Origin of the sequence: Streptomyces sp. NPDC097640, from assembly GCF_040302705.1 — a bacterium.
Lineage (GTDB): Bacteria > Actinomycetota > Actinomycetes > Streptomycetales > Streptomycetaceae > Streptomyces.
In genome coordinates this window covers 214,628-230,579 of the sequence record NZ_JBEOSB010000012.1, presented here as the reverse complement: position 1 = coordinate 230,579, position 15,952 = coordinate 214,628, and the positions used below count along the sequence as shown (strand labels likewise).

At 71.2% G+C, this 15,952-nt stretch carries 12 protein-coding genes; 4 read left to right on the top strand and 8 right to left on the bottom strand.

Annotated features, from left to right (window positions below):
- Nucleotides 1-13: 13 nt before the first annotated feature.
- Together ABTY62_RS21040 and ABTY62_RS21035 are read right to left on the bottom strand one after the other, a co-directional pair.
- Nucleotides 14-1,327, bottom strand: coding sequence for an ABC transporter substrate-binding protein (locus ABTY62_RS21040; protein WP_352130939.1), 1,314 nt, complete (start codon nt 1,325-1,327; stop codon nt 14-16).
- Nucleotides 1,328-1,345: 18 nt separating this feature from the next.
- The gene (locus ABTY62_RS21035) at nt 1,346-2,521 is read right to left on the bottom strand and encodes an ROK family protein (RefSeq protein ID WP_352130938.1); all 1,176 of its coding nucleotides are present in this window, start codon (nt 2,519-2,521) and stop codon (nt 1,346-1,348) included.
- 179 nt (nt 2,522-2,700) lie between these two features.
- Here ABTY62_RS21035 and ABTY62_RS21030 point away from each other — a divergent pair, with 179 nt between their 5' ends.
- The gene (locus ABTY62_RS21030; RefSeq protein ID WP_352130937.1) at nt 2,701-4,842 is read left to right on the top strand and encodes an alpha-galactosidase; all 2,142 of its coding nucleotides are present in this window, start codon (nt 2,701-2,703) and stop codon (nt 4,840-4,842) included.
- Here ABTY62_RS21030 and ABTY62_RS21025 read toward each other — a convergent pair.
- Nucleotides 4,839-5,534, bottom strand: coding sequence for a TetR/AcrR family transcriptional regulator (locus ABTY62_RS21025; protein WP_352130936.1), 696 nt, complete (start codon nt 5,532-5,534; stop codon nt 4,839-4,841). The two genes, ABTY62_RS21030 and ABTY62_RS21025, sit on opposite strands and share 4 nt — an antisense overlap.
- A gap of 130 nt (nt 5,535-5,664) precedes the next feature.
- Here ABTY62_RS21025 and ABTY62_RS21020 point away from each other — a divergent pair, with 130 nt between their 5' ends.
- Nucleotides 5,665-6,168, top strand: coding sequence for a nitroreductase family deazaflavin-dependent oxidoreductase (locus tag ABTY62_RS21020; protein ID WP_352130935.1), 504 nt, complete (start codon nt 5,665-5,667; stop codon nt 6,166-6,168).
- Nucleotides 6,169-6,195: 27 nt separating this feature from the next.
- Here the strand turns inward: ABTY62_RS21020 and ABTY62_RS21015 are convergent, their stop codons facing one another.
- Nucleotides 6,196-7,425, bottom strand: a complete 1,230-nt coding sequence (locus ABTY62_RS21015; RefSeq protein ID WP_352130934.1) for a geranylgeranyl reductase family protein — start codon at nt 7,423-7,425, stop codon at nt 6,196-6,198.
- Nucleotides 7,426-7,605: 180 nt separating this feature from the next.
- Between ABTY62_RS21015 and ABTY62_RS21010 the strand changes: the two genes are divergently transcribed.
- On the top strand, nt 7,606-9,033 hold the full coding sequence (locus ABTY62_RS21010) for a dipeptidase (protein ID WP_352130933.1): 1,428 nt from the start codon (nt 7,606-7,608) through the stop codon (nt 9,031-9,033).
- A gap of 291 nt (nt 9,034-9,324) precedes the next feature.
- On the opposite strand, the gene ABTY62_RS21005 is transcribed toward ABTY62_RS21010, so the two are convergent.
- From ABTY62_RS21005 to ABTY62_RS20990, 4 genes are all read right to left on the bottom strand, one after another.
- Complete coding sequence (locus ABTY62_RS21005) at nt 9,325-10,359, bottom strand: NUDIX hydrolase (RefSeq protein ID WP_352130932.1); 1,035 nt, start codon at nt 10,357-10,359, stop codon at nt 9,325-9,327.
- A 180-nt stretch (nt 10,360-10,539) separates the two neighbouring features.
- The gene (locus ABTY62_RS21000) at nt 10,540-11,478 is read right to left on the bottom strand and encodes a carbohydrate ABC transporter permease (RefSeq protein ID WP_502997490.1); all 939 of its coding nucleotides are present in this window, start codon (nt 11,476-11,478) and stop codon (nt 10,540-10,542) included.
- On the bottom strand, nt 11,475-12,389 hold the full coding sequence (locus ABTY62_RS20995; protein ID WP_352130931.1) for a carbohydrate ABC transporter permease: 915 nt from the start codon (nt 12,387-12,389) through the stop codon (nt 11,475-11,477). The genes ABTY62_RS21000 and ABTY62_RS20995 overlap by 4 nt, the downstream gene beginning before the upstream one ends.
- A gap of 11 nt (nt 12,390-12,400) precedes the next feature.
- The gene (locus ABTY62_RS20990; RefSeq protein WP_352130930.1) at nt 12,401-13,687 is read right to left on the bottom strand and encodes an ABC transporter substrate-binding protein; all 1,287 of its coding nucleotides are present in this window, start codon (nt 13,685-13,687) and stop codon (nt 12,401-12,403) included.
- A gap of 210 nt (nt 13,688-13,897) precedes the next feature.
- Here ABTY62_RS20990 and ABTY62_RS20985 point away from each other — a divergent pair, with 210 nt between their 5' ends.
- Complete coding sequence (locus ABTY62_RS20985; RefSeq protein ID WP_352130929.1) at nt 13,898-15,943, top strand: NPCBM/NEW2 domain-containing protein; 2,046 nt, start codon at nt 13,898-13,900, stop codon at nt 15,941-15,943.
- The last annotated feature ends 9 nt before the right edge of the window (nt 15,944-15,952 follow it).

The following is a 15,952-nucleotide window of genomic DNA, read 5'->3' as shown; positions in this document are numbered from 1 at the left end:
TTTCCGGTCCTGGTCAGACCGTGAAGAAACGCGCGCGCTGCGACTCGATCTTCTTCAGCGTGTCGGCGCCGTCGTCGGGGTGGCCGAGCCACTGGATCAGTCCGGGCAGCAGGACGGTGGAGACGAACCCGGGGTCGCTGTCGCGGTCGGCGAACTGGCTGATGTGCCGGGCCGAGCCGATGAGCTGGGCGGACTTCTTCTGGAGCGCGTTGTACGAGGACGTGTCCGCCTTCTCGTTGACCGCGAGGTTGCTCGGGTCGACGTCCATGTACTGCTGCTCGGCCCGGGCGCTGCCCAGGAACTCCAGGAACTTCCGCGCGCCGTCCGCGTTCTTGGGCCGGCGGCTGAGCATGAACCCGTCGGTGGGCGCCTCGACGGCGTCCTGGCCGTGCGCGGCGTCGATCTCGGGGAAGGGGAAGAAGTCGATGTCGCCGCGTATCTTCTGGTCGGTGATCTGCTGGCCGACGAACAGACCGATGACGGCCATGCCGGACTTCTTGTCGAGCAGGGACTGCGCCGCGTCCTGCCAGGACCGGCCGCCGGCACTGCTCTGGTAGTAGGGGGTCAGCTCGCGCCAGAGGTCGAGGATGCGGGCGGTGCGCTTGTCGGTCCAGGAGACCTGGCCGCGCATCAGCTGCATGTGGAAGTCGTAGCCGTTGGCGCGCAGGTTCAGATAGTCGAAGGCGCCGAGGACGGACCAGCTGTCGCCGCCGCCGTAGCCGGAGGCGATCGGGGACAGGCCGTCCCGCTTCATCCGCTTGGCCAGGGCGATGAACTCGTCCCACGTGCGCGGGACCTGGTATCCGCGCTCCTCGAAGAGGCTGCGGCGGTAGAACACGGCCCACGGGTAGTTGTACAGCGGCACGAAGTAGTACTTGCCGTCCTCGCCGCGGCACAGCTGCTTGGTCGCCTCGCTGAAGCCGCCGCCGATCGTCTCCCAGACGTCGTCGATCGGGCTGCACAGCTTTTTCTTGGCGAAGTGCTGCATGCGGTACCCGGCGAACCAGGTGAAGACGTCGTCCGGGGTGCCCTGGAGGTAGCTGGTGATGCTCTTCTGGAAGGTGTCGTGGTCTACGGTGTTCGTCTTCACCTTCAGGCCGGAGTCCTTGGTGAAAGCCGAGGTCAGCGCCGCGTAGGCGGACTTGGGCGTGGCGTCGGCGCCGTTGGAGCCGAAGGTGACCGTCTTGGGGTCGGCCCCGGCCCCTCCACCGCAGGCGGTGAGGACCGGCGCCGCCAGGGCGGCCGCCCCGACGCCGAGCATGCTGCCGACGACTCTGCGGCGGCCGGGACCACGCGCAGCCAGGGGAGTGCGGCTCTGCTGCGTCATTGTTGCTCCTCGTGCGTGTCAGTTCGGGTCTGCTGTGATGAAGGACTGGATCGCGGTGGCGGCGGCGCCGCGTGCCCACTCCTCGAAGGGCAGCGGGCGGGTACGGACGTCGCACCGGGCGGCGGAGCCGAAGGCCGCGGCGGTGAAGGCTTCGCGGATCTGCTCGGCGAACAGGTCGTAGGCGGCCAGCCCCTCGCCGGAGATGATCACGCGTTCGGGGCCGAGCAGGTTGGCCACCGTGGCGATGCCCCGGCCGATCGCCTCTCCCGCCTTCGCGTAGACGGCGCGGGCGCCGGCGTCACCCCGGTGGGCCAGTTCGATGGCTTCGGCGATGTCGGCGACCTCGGCGCCGGTCACCTCACCGACCTGGGCGACGATCGCCGAGTCCGCCGCGATCGCCTCCACACAGCCGCGGTTGCCGCAGCGGCAGGGCGGGCCGGCCGGGTCCACCGTGACGTGGCCGATCTCGCCCGCGACGCCGTGGGCGCCGGCGACGACGCGGCCGTGCACCACCAGACCGCAGCCGATGCCGGCGCCGACGGTGACGACGGCGAAGTCGGACAGCCCCACGCCCTCGCCGAACCACTGCTCGGCCACGGTGAGGGCGCGTACGTCGTTGTCCACGGTGGTCGGCAACCCACAGGTCATTTCGGCGAGTTCGGCCAGCCGCAGGTCGCGCCACTCCAGGAACGGCGAGTAGCGCACGGTCCCCTCGGCCCGGTCCACGTCGCCGGAGACGGCGATGCCGAGCCCCAGGACCCGCACCCCGAAACCGTCGGCCTCGGTCAGCAGCTCCTGCACCAGCTCCGCCGCCACGGCCAGCACCTGCCCCGGCTCCCGGCCGCGCAGCGGGACGCGGCGGGCGACGCGGATGCGGCAGCACAGGTCGGCAAGCACCCCGATGATCTCGTCGCCGGTCACCTTCAGACCGATGAACAGGGCACGCCCGCCGTCGACCCGCACGAGGTTCGCCGGGCGGCCGAGCGCCGGGCGCGCCTCGTCGTTGGCGTCCTCCAGCAGATAGCCGGCCTCCAGCAGCGGGCGGACGGCCTTGGTCACGGCGGCCGGGGAGAGCCCGGCCCGCCGGGCCACGTCCAGCCGGGTGAGGGGGCCATGGGACAGGACCGTGGTGAAGGTCTGGGAGGCGGCCGGTGTGTTGACCGGGAACGCCTCGACACGGGAGATCGACGACATGGCCGGGAACCTATGACCCATAATTTCTGCTGTCAATAAAAGAAACAGAACTCTTTCGACGACCGACACTTGGCAGGTAGCGCCTTCGAAAGTCTGGTGAGCGCGAGTGGGTTGACACCCTATTGAAGGAAGCGCTTGGCTCTGCTGAGCATTTGCTGACCCTCTGATCGTGAGGTTCCATGCCGCTCATCCACCGCTCCCCGGACACCGGCGTCTGGCTGCTGACCACCCCGCGCACGTCCTACGCACTGCGGATCGACGACAGCGGCGCGCCCTGCCACCTCGCCTGGGGACCCCGGCTGACCACGACGGAGGCGGACACGCTGGCCGTGCCCGCCGGGGACCCGCCGAGCAGCTTCGAGGGCCGGCCCCCGGTGGGCGAGGAGCTGCCGGTCGACGGCGGCACCCGCTACGGTCCACCGTCGCTCCAGGTACGCCACCCCGACGGCACCCGCGGTTTCGCATGGCAGCCCATGGGACACCACGTCCTGACCGACGTGCCCGGCAGCGCCGAACTCGCCCTGGAGTTCCGCGACCGGCACAGTCCGCTGCGGGTCGCGCTGCACTACCGGGTCCGCGACGACACCGACGTGATCGAACGCTGGACCGTGCTGCACAACACCGGGCCCGAACCCCTGGAGCTGCTGCGGGCCGACTCCGCCGCCTGGACCCTGCCGCCCCTGCCCGGCTACCGGCTGAGCCACGTCACCGGCCAGTGGTCGGCCGAGACCCAACTGCGCCGCGAGCCGCTGCCGTTCGGCGAGACCGTGCTGACCAGCCGGCGCGGCATCACCAGCCACCACACCAACCCCTGGATCATGCTCGACGGCGGGACGGCCACCGAGGACCACGGCCCGGTGTGGAGCGCCGTCCTCGCCTGGAGCGGCAGCTGGCGCGTCACCATGCAGCGCACCCCGGACGGCCGTACCGGCCTCACGGGCGGCGTCGGTCACGACGGGACGTGCGTGCCGCTCGCGCCGGGGGAGGAGTTCACCACCCCTGTCTTCGCCGGCCTCTACGGCGAGGGCGGCTTCGGAGCGACGAGCCGCGCCTGGCACGCCTACATCCGGACCCATGTCCTGCCGCACCCCGCCGAACCGGCCCCCGTGCTGTACAACTCCTGGGAGGCCACCGGCTTCGACGTCGACGAGGCCGGCCAGAAGGCGCTGGCCGAGCGCGCCGCGCGGATCGGCGTCGAGCTGTACGTCGTGGACGACGGCTGGTTCGGCGCCCGCCGCAGTGACCGGGCGGGCCTCGGCGACTGGTCCCCGGCGCCCGACCGGTTCCCGGCCGGCCTCGGCCCGCTCGCACAGGCGGTGCACGGCCTCGGCATGCGGTTCGGCGTCTGGGTCGAGCCGGAGATGGTCAATCCCGACAGCGACCTGTACCGCGCGCACCCGGACTGGGTGCTGCATGTGCCGGGCCGCGAGCGCACCGAGCTGCGCAACCAGCTCGTGCTCAACTTCGCCCGCGACGACGTCGCCGACTGGGCGCACGACTGGCTGACCCGGCTCGTCGCCGACCACGGCGTCGACTTCCTCAAGTGGGACATGAACCGCGCCTTCGGCGAGGCGGGCTGGCCCGGCCGCCGCGACGGCAGCGACCGGCTGTGGACCCGGTACGTCGCCAACCTCTACGGCGTCCTCGACCGGCTCCGCGCCGCCCACCCGCACCTGCGCATCGAGACCTGTAGCGGCGGCGGGGGACGCGTCGACCTGGGCATCCTCGCCCGCACCGACCAGGCGTGGGTGTCCGACAACACCGACGCGGTGGACCGCCTGGTCATCCAGCACGGGTTCAGCCAGATCTACCCGGCGCGGGTGATGTCCGCGTGGGTGACCGACGTGCCCAACCAGCTCACCGGCCACTCGGTGCCGCTGCGCTTCCGCTTCCACGTCGCCATGGCCGGCCTGCTCGGCATCGGCGGCGACCTGACCCACTGGTCGGAGGAGGAACTCGCCGAGTCGGCCGAGCTGGTGGCGGCCTACAAGAAGGTCCGCCACCTCGTCCAGCGGGGCCGCCAGTACCGGCTCACCGAGCCGCTCGGCGAAGGGCCCACGGCCGTGCAGTACCTCGCCGACGACGCTTCGGAGCTGCTGCTGCTCGGCTACCGGCGCAGCCCGCGGTACGGCACCCCTCGCCTCCCCGTCCTCCTCCGCGACCTGGTGCCCGGCACCCGCTACCGCGACACCGTGACCGGCACGGTCCACCACGCGACCGTGCTGACGCGGTACGGCCTCGACCTCCATCTGCCGTCGGGCGGCTGGGCGAGCACGGCACTGCATCTGGTGCGGGTGCCGGACGAGGCGACTCGCCCCTAGGGCAGGCCGACCGCCTGGCCGAGCGCGGCGGCGGACCGTGCGAAGAACTCGTCGCGCGCCTCGACGATGCCGTTGAACTGGCCGAAGAGCTCAAAGCTGACCAGGCCGAACAACTGCGCCCAGGCCGCGATGAACCCCGCGAGTGCCGTGTCGGGCAGGTCGGTCCCCAGAGTCCGGGCCAGGGCCCGGGCGTCGGCCCGCACCGCCTCGGGCACCTCGGCCTCCCCGGGGACGCGCAGAGCACCCGCGGCGTGGGCCTCGCCCACGATGGCGAGCAGGGCCAGGCCCACGCGGGAGGCGGGCACGACCGTGGTCCGGGGCGCGGAGTAGCCGGGCACCGGGGAGCCGTAGATGAGGGCGTACTCGTGCGGATGGGCCAGCGCCCACTCCCGTACGGCCCGGCACACCGCGCCCCACCGCTCGATGGGCTCCTGGCCGTCCGCCTTCGCGAGGGCCTGCTCGGCGGCCGCGCCGAGGCTGTCGTACGCATCCACGATGAGGGCGGTCAGCAGGTCGTCGCGGCTCGGGAAGTAGCGGTAGAGGGCGGACGAGACCATGCCGAGCTCGCGGGCGACGGCGCGCAGCGACAGCTTGGCCGCGCCCTCCCGGGCCAGCTGGCGGCGCGCCTCTTCCTTGATGGCGGCGGTGACTTCGGTACGGGCCCGTTCCCTGGCCCCTCGGATCGCGCTCATGGGAGCCAGTGTCTCATCGGATGGAGCGCTGGCCAATAACGAGAGCAGTGCTCTTGCTACAGCGCACCGGTTCGTGCACACTGATCTCAAGCGAGAGCAGTGCTCTCATACGAGAACGCGGGAGGACACCATGCCGGAGCACCACATCAAGCCCAGCCGGTTCGACGGCGCCATGAACGCCACCATCACCTGGCTCGCCCGGCGCGGAGTGAGCTTCTTCGGCACCGCCGAGCTGTCCGTCGTCGGCCGGAAGTCCGGCGAGTGGCGGCGTGTGCCGGTCAATCCGCTGTCGCTCGACGGCGAGCGCTACCTGGTCTCACCGCGCGGCGCCTCCCAGTGGGTGCGCAACATGCGGGCGGCGGGCGGCGGCCGGCTGCGGCTCGGGCGCCGCACCCACACCTTCACCGCCACCGAGCTGCCGGAGGGCGCGGAGAAGACCGAGGCACTGCGCGCCTACCTCGACCGCTGGGGCTGGGAGGTGAAGAGCTTCTTCGACGGGGTGACCGCGAAGTCCTCGGACGACGAACTGGCGCGGATCTCCCCGCTGCACCCGGTCTTCCGTGTCACCGTCACGGACGGCGCCAACACGGACAGCGCCGTCACCGCCGCCGGGGCCCCGGCCGCCGGGGCATGAGCGTCCGGCGGCGGGTCCGCCGCGGCGCTATCCGCGGTCGAACGCGGTCAGCGCCCGCCGCGCCGCCGGATGGCTGCGAACGATCTCGGCCAGCGTGGTCGTCCCGCGGGTGATCTTCGTGAACGCCCGCCAGGCCGGCCGGAAGCCGGTGAGCGCCGCGTGGAACATCCCGGGGCGGCGCGCGAACACCGTGTACAGCCGCCGCCCGACCCCCATCTCCACGCCGAGGCCCGCCTTGATCGCGAAGGCGTAGTTCAGCGCCTGACGGCGGGCGTCGACCGCGTCATGCGCCTCGGCGATCCGCACCGCCCACTCCCCCGCGAGCCGCCCCGAGCGCAGCGCGAAGGAGATGCCCTCGCGGGTCCACGGTTCCAGCAGCCCCGCCGCGTCCCCGCACACCAGCACCCGGCCGCGGGAGAGCGGCGAGTCGTCGGAGCGGCAGCGGGTCAGATGCCCCGAGGAGACGCTCGGCTCGAACCCGGCGAGCCCGAGCCGGGCGATGAAGTCCTCGAGATAGCGCTTCGTTGCGGCGCCCTCGCCACGGGCCGAGATCACCCCCACCGTCAGGGTGTCGCCCTTGGGGAAGACCCAGCCGTAACTGCCCGGCAGCGGCCCCCAGTCGATGAGCACCCGGCCCGACCAGTCCTCGGCCACGGTCGGCGGCACCGGGATCTCCGCCTCAAGACCGAGGTCGACCTGGTCGAGCTTGACCCCGACATGGGCGCCTATCCGGCTGGCGCTGCCGTCCGCCCCGACCACGGCCCGGGCCAGCACGGTCTCGCCGTCCGCGAGCACCACGGCCACGGTGCGCCGGTCGGGCACGGACGGGCCGTGCTGCTCGACCCGCGCCACCGCGGTGCCGGTGCGCACCCGGGCGCCCGCGTCCTTGGCGGCCTCGACCAGACCGGCGTCGAACTCGGGCCGGTTGATCAGGCCGAACAGGGCCTGCTTGGAGCGGCGGGTGCGGGTCAGCCTGCCGTTCAGCGAGAACGTCACGGCATGCACGCGCTCGCGCAGCGGCAGCTCGAAGCCGGGCGGCAGCGCATCGCGCGTGGGGCCGATGATGCCCCCGCCGCAGGTCTTGTAGCGCGGCAGCTCGGCCTTCTCCAGCAACAGCACCCGACGGCCCGCGCAGGCGGCGGCATAGGCGGCGGAGGCACCCGCCGGACCCGCCCCCACCACGACGACGTCCCAAACCGACTCGTCCGCTGGCTCTGCCGGGGATGCCCCGTTCCGGGCCGCGTTGTCGCTGCTCACGTGTGCTTCCGCTCCCACTCGACCGACCTGATCGCCCTGCGCCGCCACTGCCGCGGGCCACCGTCGCATCCTACGGCTCACCTGGGAGTGACCCCGCTGTGGGATGATCGGCAGCACAACCATCAAGCCGTACAGTCGTACATTCGTGCCATCGCGCGCATCCCACAGGAGCGTCCTCACATGGAGCAGGCACCTCACGCCCGGTCCGAAGGCCCGGCGGCCACCGCCCCGGCCGACCGCCGGGCCCTCGCCGCCACCGTCGCCGCGCTACAGCCCCGCGCCAGGACAGAACTGGCCGAACTCGTGGCCTTCAAGTCGGTCGCGGACCCCGCGCAGTTCCCCAGGAGCGAGTGCGAGGCCGCCGCGGCGTGGGTCGCCGACGCCCTGCGCGCCGAGGGCTTCACGGATGTGGCGCTGCTGGACACGCCCGACGGCACCCAGTCCGTCTACGGACTGCTGCCCGGCCCGGCCGGGGCCCCGACGGTGCTCCTCTACGCGCACTACGACGTCCAGCCGCCGCTGGACGAGGCCGCGTGGATCTCGCCGCCCTTCGAGCTGACCGAGCGCGACGGACGCTGGTACGGGCGCGGCGCCGCCGACTGCAAAGGTGGCTTGATCATGCACCTCACCGCGCTGCGCGCGCTCAAGCAGCACGGCGGGGTACCGGTGAACGTGAAGGTCATCGTGGAGGGCTCGGAGGAACAGGGCACCGGCGGCCTGGAGCGGTACGCGGAGGCGCACCCCGAGCTGCTGGCCGCCGACGCGATCGTCATCGGCGACACCGGCAACTTCCGCGTCGGGCTGCCGACGGTCACCGCCACGCTGCGCGGCATGACGCTGCTGCGGATCCGGGTGGACACCCTGGAGGGCAATCTGCACTCCGGCCAGTTCGGCGGCGCCGCCCCCGACGCGCTCGCCGCGCTGATCCGCATCCTGGACTCGCTGCGGGCCGAGGACGGCACCACGACCGTGGCCGGCCTGACGGCGGACGAGACCTGGGACGGACTCCAGTACCCGGAAGAGGACTTCCGCAAGGACGCCAAGGTGCTGGACGGGGTCGAGCTGATCGGCACCGGCACGGTCGCCGACCGCATCTGGGCCCGCCCCGCGGTCACCGTCCTGGGCATCGACTCCCCTCCGGTCGTCGGCGCCACCCCGTCGGTGCAGGCGAGCGCGCGGGCGGCGGTGAGCCTGCGGGTGCCGCCTGGCGTGGACGCGGGCCGGGCGACCGAGCTGCTGACCGCCCATCTGGAGGCCGCCGCGCCTTGGGGCGCGCGGGTCTCCGTCGAGCAGGTCGGCCAGGGCCAGCCGTTCCGCGCGGACACCTCGAGCCCGGCGTACGCGGCGATGCGGCGCGCCCTGGGCGAGGCGTACGACGGGCAGGAGATGGCGATCGCGGGCGCGGGCGGCTCGATTCCGCTGTGCAACACGCTCGCCGCGCTGTACCCGGAGGCGGAGATCCTGCTGATCGGGCTGAGCGAGCCGGACGCGCAGATCCACGCCGTCAACGAGAGCGTCTCGCCGGAGGAGTTGGAGCGGCTCTCGCTCGCGGAGACGCTGTTCCTGCGGGCGTACGCGGCAGAGGCTGCCGGGGCTGCCGGGGCTTGACGAGGCCGCGCCGCGGCATGAGGTGGTAGCCCCGGCGCTCCCATGGCGCCCCGAGTCGGGCGTCTCCTGAGCCGACGTCACGGCCCCGCGCGGCGGGGCGCGCCCGCCGGCGCCGACAGACCGAGCCGGGCCGGGTCAGGCGACCGGGCCGGGCCCGGTGCCGGAACGGCCCGGTGCCGGAACGGCCCGGTGCCGGAACGGAACCGGGCCCGGTGGCACCGAGCCGGGCGCCCCGCCGTACCGCCGCTCCGCGGCGTGGCACGGCGGGGCGCCGCGCCCGTGCCCGGGCGCTCAGCCCGCCGGGGTGCCCGCCTCCAGATACAGGGGGCGCCCCTGCTCGCGTGCCCGCAGGGCCCACCGCAGTCGGCTGAGCCGTACCGGAGGCAACAGCTCCGCCGCCTCGTCCTCCGTGACGAAGCGCCAGCCGCGCAGTTCGGAGGCCGGGAGCAGTACGTCCCGGGCCGCCTCGGTGGTCAGCCGCCCGCCGTCGAAGAGCAGCCGCAGGCCGCCGTAGCCAGGTGGACAGGGCTGTTCCCAGTCGACGACCAGCAGCCGCAGCGGCTCGGTCGGCCGCAGGCCCAGCTCCTCGACCACTTCCCGGACGCCGGCGTGGGTGGGCGGCTCGCCGGACTCCACGACCCCGCCGGGGAACTCCCAGCCGGGCTTGTACGTGGGGTCGACGAGCAGCACCCGGTCGTCCTCGTCGAACAGCAGGACCCCGGCCGCCACGGTCTCGGCCCTGGGCTCCGGGGTCTGCACGATGTCGCAGCCGCCGGCGCCCTCGCGGACGGCGTCGGCGATGTGCTCGGCGGTCCGCCGAGGGGTGAGCCCGGTGGTGTCCACGACATACGCGTCGTCGACGAGCCAGGTCAGGGCCGAGCGGTAGGGCGCGAGGTGGTCCAGGCACCAGCGGCGGACGGACTCGATGGCGTCCGCATCGCCCGGGACGGCCTCGCGCTCCGCTATTCGTTCGCGCAGTATCGTTTCGTCGGTGTGCAGCAGCACATGCCGCACGGGGATGCGACGAGCCGCGAAGCCGCCGAAGATCTCATCGCGGTACTCCTGTCTCAGGACTGTCATCGGCACCACGAGCGGGCCACCGGTCTCGGCGATCAGCGCCGCGCCGGTATCCACGACCAGCCGCCGCCAGGACGGCAGGTCCTGATAGTCGGACACCTCATCGAGGCGCTTGCGCGGCAGCATCATCCGCAGGCCGTCGCCGACCAGCGCCGGATCGTAGAATGTGCTGCCGGGCAAGAAGTCCACCAACTCGCGGGCCACGGTGGTCTTACCCGCGCCGAACGCACCGTTCAGCCAGACGATCACATTTCCCCCTATTCCATCGCCCCCTGTCAGTTGCCCGCATCACCCAGTCGCGAAAACGCGCGGGGGCCGGGGAGCTCCGGATCGCGCCGCCGCCGGGGCGGCGGCGCGGGTTCCGCGGACCGTGGCGCAAGCCCTCAGCGGGCCCCGGTGGGCTCGCAGCGGGCCCTCAGCGGATGACCTTCAGCCCTTGCTCGCGCCGAGCGTGAGACCCGCGATGAAGTGGCGCTGGAGGAGCAGAAAGACCAGCACGGTGGGCAGCGCCACGATGACCGAGCCCGCCGCGAGCAGGTTGTAGTCCGTGAAAAACTGCCCGCGCAGGTTGTTGAGCGCGGAAGTGACGGGAAGCTTGTCACCGTCCGAGATGAAGACGAGGCCCCACAGGAAGTCGTTGTACATCCAGGTGAACTGGAGCGTGCCGAGCGCCGCCAGCGCCGGGCGGCACAGCGGCAGGGTGATCCGCCAGTACTGGGTCCACACCCCGGCGCCGTCCACCACCGCCGCCTCCAGAATCTCCAGCGGCAGGGTGCGCATGAAGTTTGCCAGGACGAACACGCAGAAGCCGACCTGAAAGGCGATCTGGACGGCGATCACCGCCCAGTAGGAGTCGTACAGGGTCATCGAGTCCGACATCCAGTACGGCAGGTCGATCTTGGTGAAGAGCACATACAGCGGGGTGACGATCACCTGCTGCGGCAGCAGGTTCCCGGCCGTGAACACCATCAGCAGGACCAGCCCGCCGCGCATCTTCAGCCGCGAGACGGCGAAGGCGACGAAGGAGGCGAAGAACAGCGTCAGCAGCACCCCGGGCACCGCGATGATGAGCGAGTTGACGAAGTACTTGCTCATCCCCGAGTCGGTGAAGGCCTGCTTGTAGTAGTCGAACGACAGATGGCGGGGCAGCGAGAAATAGCCGTATTCGGAGGTCTCCTCGTAGGGGCGCAGCGAGGCGTAGACGGCCAGTAGCAGCGGGGCCAGGAAGGCGAGCGAGACGGTCATCAGGAAGGCGTGCAGCCCGAGGCGAGCGGGGCGCGTCCGGCGGCGCGCGCCCCTCTCGGGCGTCGCCGGGGCGGGGGTCCGCGCGGGTGCGGTCCGGGTGCCCGTGGTCATCCCCCTGGTCATCGTTTTTTCTCCCCTCGCAACTCCTGGACCAGGTAGGTCACGATGAATCCCAGGGACACGGTGAGCAGGACGACGGCGATCGCGGACCCGAAGCCGATGCGGCTGGCCTCGCCGATGATGTTGTCCGTGACGAGCACGGAGAGCAGTTCGAGGCCGTTGCGGCCGTGGTTGATGGCGTAGACGATGTCGAAGGCGCGCAGCGCCTCGATGACGGTGATGACGCCGACGATGACGTTGACCGGCCGCAGCGTGGGCAGCACGACCCGGAAGAAGGTCTGCCGCTCGTTGGCCCCGTCGAGGGCCGCGGCCTCCTTGAGCGAGGAGTCCACGGACTTCAGCCCCGCCAGGTAGAGGATCATCACATACCCGGTGTGCCGCCAGGCGGCGGCCAGCAGCACCACCCAGATGTTGAGGTCGGGGTCGCCGAGCCAGTCCACCGGGTCGTCGCTGTTGCCGAGGATGGCGTTGAGCACCCCCTGGTCTCGGGAGAAGACCAGCTGGGCGATGAAGCCGACGATGGCCAGCGACAGCACCACCGGCATGTAGAGGGTGGACTGGTAGAAGCGGCTGAACCGGACGCCCCGGTCGAGGAGTACGGCCAGCAGCAGCCCGAAGGGGGTCGCGACGAAGCCCAGGACGGCCAGCCACAGCAGGTTGTTGCGGGCCGCCGGCCAGAAGGGCGGATAGTCGGTGAACAGGATGCGGTAGTTGTCGACGCCGACCCAGCGGAGGTCGCCGATCCCGTCCCAGCTGGTGAAGGACAGTCCGATGGAGGCGAGGGTCGGGCCCCAGACGAGGATGAGGTCGAGCAGTACGGGTATGCCCAGCAGCACGCCGATGACGGCGAGGTCGCGGGTGGTGAACTTCCGCGGGCCCCGCCGCCTGGCACGCCGCGCGCTGGTGAACGGCACGGCGGGGTCTCCTAGTCGCTGGTGAAGATGGTCTTCTTCTGGGACTCGATGCTCTTCGTCAGGGAGTCGATGTCGTCCGGGTTGTTGATGAACTGCTGGATGGCCCGGATCATCACCTGGGACGCGAAGTCGGGGCGGGTGTCGCGGTCCATGAACTGCGAGATCTGCTTGGCGCCGGCCACCATCTGCACGGCCTTCTTCTGGAGCGCGTTGTACGAGGACGTGGACGCGCCGTCGTTGACCGCGATGTTGTTGGGGTCCCGCTTGAGATAGATCTCCTCGGCGGCGGGGGTGGCGAGGTACTTCAGCAGCTCCTTGCCCTCCTTCTGCCGCTTGGACTTCTTGGACAGCAGGAAGCCGTCGATCGGCGCCTCGACCGCGTCCTGGCCGTAGGCGGAGTCGATCTCGGGGAAGGCGAAGAAGTCGAGGTCGTCCCGGTCGGCCTCGGGGAACTGCTGGCCGGGGTGCGGAAGTCCGAAGACGGCCATGCCCGACTTCTTCTGCGCCAGGCTCTGCGCGGCCTCCTGCCAGGTGCGCCCGTTGGCCCCCTTCTGGTGGTACGGCATCAGACCGCGCCACAGGTCGAAGACGTGCTTCACCCGGGGATCGGTCCAGGATTCCTTGCCGCCCATCAGGGAGATGTGGAAGTCGTAGCCGTTGGCCCGCATATTGAGGTAGTCGAAGGTGCCCATGGCGGGCCAGCCGTCCTTGTCGCCGAAGGCGATCGCGTCCAGGCCGTCCTTGTCCATCCGCTTGGCGAGCGCGCGGTACTCGTCGAAGGTCTTGGGGACCTCGTAGCCGTGCTGCTGGAACACGCTCTTCCGGTAGAAGACCGCCCAGGGGTAGTAGTAGTACGGCACGAAGTACTGCTTGCCGTCCTTGCCGGTCGACTGCTGCTTGAGCGCGTCGGAGAACCCGTCGAAGCCTTTCCAGAGGTCGCTGATCTCGGCGAGCAGCCCCTGCTGGGCGAAGAACTGCATGCGATAGCCCGCGAACCACATGAAGACATCGTCCGGGGTGCCCTTCAGATACCGGTTGATGTTCTCCTGGAAGGACTCGTGGTTGACGGTGTTGACCTTGACCTTCTTGTCCGACTTCTTCTCGTAGGCCGTGAACACCTCGTCGAACGCCTTGCGCGGCACGGCGTCCGAGGCGTTGGAACCGATCTTCACCTCATTGCCGGGGCCGCCGCCGCAGGCGGTGAGCAGTGTCGGGAGGGTGATCGCGCCGGCTCCGACCATGGTGCCCCGGAGCAGAGAGCGACGGGAGATCCGATGTTCTGACGATGACTGTGCCATGTGCCCCTCCAAGGAGGTTCAATCAAACACAACCGAACGCGAGTGAGTGGATCTCACCCGTCGGGCGGGGCTCAGTCAAGAGTTATGACGAGATATCGAACAACCGTTATCGGTTCTCTTCCAACAGACTCCAACACGGTCTACCGTAAACGACCGCGAGTTACGTGATTTGACGCAGCGTCACCCCGTCGAGAACGGAGGAACCGCATCATGCGCCATCTCTTTTCCCCTGTCACCCGCCGAAGAATCATCGGAGGAGTGGCCGCCGCACTGCTCGGAGCCACCGGGGCGGCCGGGCTGACCGTCCCGGCCGCCGCCCAGCCCGCCGGGGCCGTGGCGGACACGCCGACGGCCGGATCCGCGCCGGACGACCCGCTCGCCCTCACACCCCCGATGGGCTTCAACAACTGGAACTCCACCCACTGCCGGGCCGAGTTCAACGAGACGATGGTCAAGGACATCGCCGACATCTTCGTCACCAAGGGGCTGAAGGAGGCCGGGTACCAGTTCGTCAACCTCGACGACTGCTGGGCACTGCCCCAGCGCGACGCGGACGGCAAGCTGGTCCCGGACCCCGTGCGCTTCCCGAACGGCATCAAGGCCGTCGCCGACTATGTGCACTCCAAGGGGCTGAAGTTCGGGATCTACACCAGCGCCGGCACCAAGACCTGCAACAGCGCGGGGTTCCCGGGCGCGCTGGGCCATGAGCGGTCGGACGCCCAGCAGTTCGCCGACTGGGGCGTGGACTACCTCAAGTACGACAACTGCAATAACCAAGGCGTGGACGCCAAACAGCGCTATCTCGCCATGCGCGACGCGCTCCGCGCGACCGGCCGTCCCATCGTCTACAGCATCTGCGAATGGGGCCAGAACAAGCCATGGGAGTGGGCCGGCGACATGGGCCAGCTCTGGCGCACCACCGGCGACATCAGCGACAGCTGGGGCAGCATGCTGTCCATCGCCAAGCAGAACCTCCCGCTCGCCCCGTACGCCGGGCCCGGCCGCTGGAACGACCCCGACATGCTGGAGGTCGGCAACGGCGGCATGACGCCCACCGAGTACCGCAGCCACTTCTCCCTCTGGTCGATCATGGCGGCGCCGCTGCTCATCGGCTCCGACCTGCGCAAGGCCACCCCCGAGACCTACGAGATCCTCGGCAACCGCGAGGTCATCGCCGTCGACCAGGACCGGCTGGGCAAGCAGGGCAAGGTGCTCTCCTCCGGGGGCGGGGGGTGGGTCGTCGTCAAGGAGCTCGCGGGCGGGGACCGGGCGGTCGCGCTCTTCAACGAGACCGACCGGCCCCGGCACATCGCCACCACGGCCGACGCGATCGGCCTGCCGAAGGCCGACGGGTACCAGCTGCGCGACCTGTGGCAGCACCGCAGCTACAACACCGCGGGAGAGGTGGCGGCCACCGTCCCGGCCCATGGCACCGCGCTGTACCGGGTCTCGGCCGACGGGCGCTGGGCCGCCCACCCGCCCGCCGTGGAACTGGGCACCGACGCGGCCGCGCTGACCGAGGCCGGAAACACCGCCGAGGTCACCACCACCGTCACCGGCCTCGGCCGCACCCCGGCCCGCCGGGTCTCGGTCCGCCTCACCGGCCCCGACGGCTGGCGCGTGGAGGCCGCCTCCCCGACCGACGCCGACGCGCTGGCCACCGGTCGGAAACTGACCACGCGCTGGCGGGTCACCGCCCCCGCCGCCACCCCGGTCGGCGCCTACGAGCTGAAGGTCTCGGCGGCCTACCGCTCCCCGCAGGGCACCCGGGCCACGGCGGAGCTGCCGACGCCGGTCCATGTGGTGGTGGCGCCGCCCTCCGGGACCTCGTACGCGAGCGATCTGCCCTGGCTGAGCGCGGTCAACGGCTGGGGTCCGGTGGAGAAGGACACCAGCGTGGGCGAGAACGCGGCGGGTGACGGACATCCGATCACCATCGGCGGCACCGTCCACGCCAAGGGCCTGGGGGTGCATGCGCCGAGCGAGGTGACGTACTACACCGGCGGCCGGTGCACCAGGTTCACGGCCCAGGTCGGCGTGGACGACGAGGAGGAGGCCGCCGGGACGGTCGCCTTCGAGGTCTGGGCGGACGACGAGAAGGTCGCCTCGACGGGGACGCTGACCAACGCCGACGCGGCCACGGCCGTCACGGCCGACCTCGGCGACGCCACCACGGTCCGGCTCGTGACCACCGACGCCGGGGACGGCATCACCAGCGACCACGGCGACTGGGCGGACGCGGCCTTCAGCTGCTGAGGCCGGCCG

Bases quoted from the DNA above. Each gene is read 5' to 3' on its own strand.
- ABTY62_RS21010 (WP_352130933.1), top strand. From the start codon at position 7,606: ATGGAGCAGGCACCTCACGCCCGGTCCGAAGGCCCGGCGGCCACCGCC.
- ABTY62_RS21000 (WP_502997490.1), bottom strand. From the start codon at position 11,478: ATGACCAGGGGGATGACCACGGGCACCCGGACCGCACCCGCGCGGACC.
- ABTY62_RS21030 (WP_352130937.1), top strand. From the start codon at position 2,701: ATGCCGCTCATCCACCGCTCCCCGGACACCGGCGTCTGGCTGCTGACC.
- ABTY62_RS21020 (WP_352130935.1), top strand. From the start codon at position 5,665: ATGCCGGAGCACCACATCAAGCCCAGCCGGTTCGACGGCGCCATGAAC.
- ABTY62_RS21025 (WP_352130936.1), bottom strand. From the start codon at position 5,534: ATGAGCGCGATCCGAGGGGCCAGGGAACGGGCCCGTACCGAAGTCACC.
- ABTY62_RS20990 (WP_352130930.1), bottom strand. From the start codon at position 13,687: ATGGCACAGTCATCGTCAGAACATCGGATCTCCCGTCGCTCTCTGCTC.
- ABTY62_RS21035 (WP_352130938.1), bottom strand. From the start codon at position 2,521: ATGTCGTCGATCTCCCGTGTCGAGGCGTTCCCGGTCAACACACCGGCC.
- ABTY62_RS20985 (WP_352130929.1), top strand. From the start codon at position 13,898: ATGCGCCATCTCTTTTCCCCTGTCACCCGCCGAAGAATCATCGGAGGA.
- ABTY62_RS21040 (WP_352130939.1), bottom strand. From the start codon at position 1,327: ATGACGCAGCAGAGCCGCACTCCCCTGGCTGCGCGTGGTCCCGGCCGC.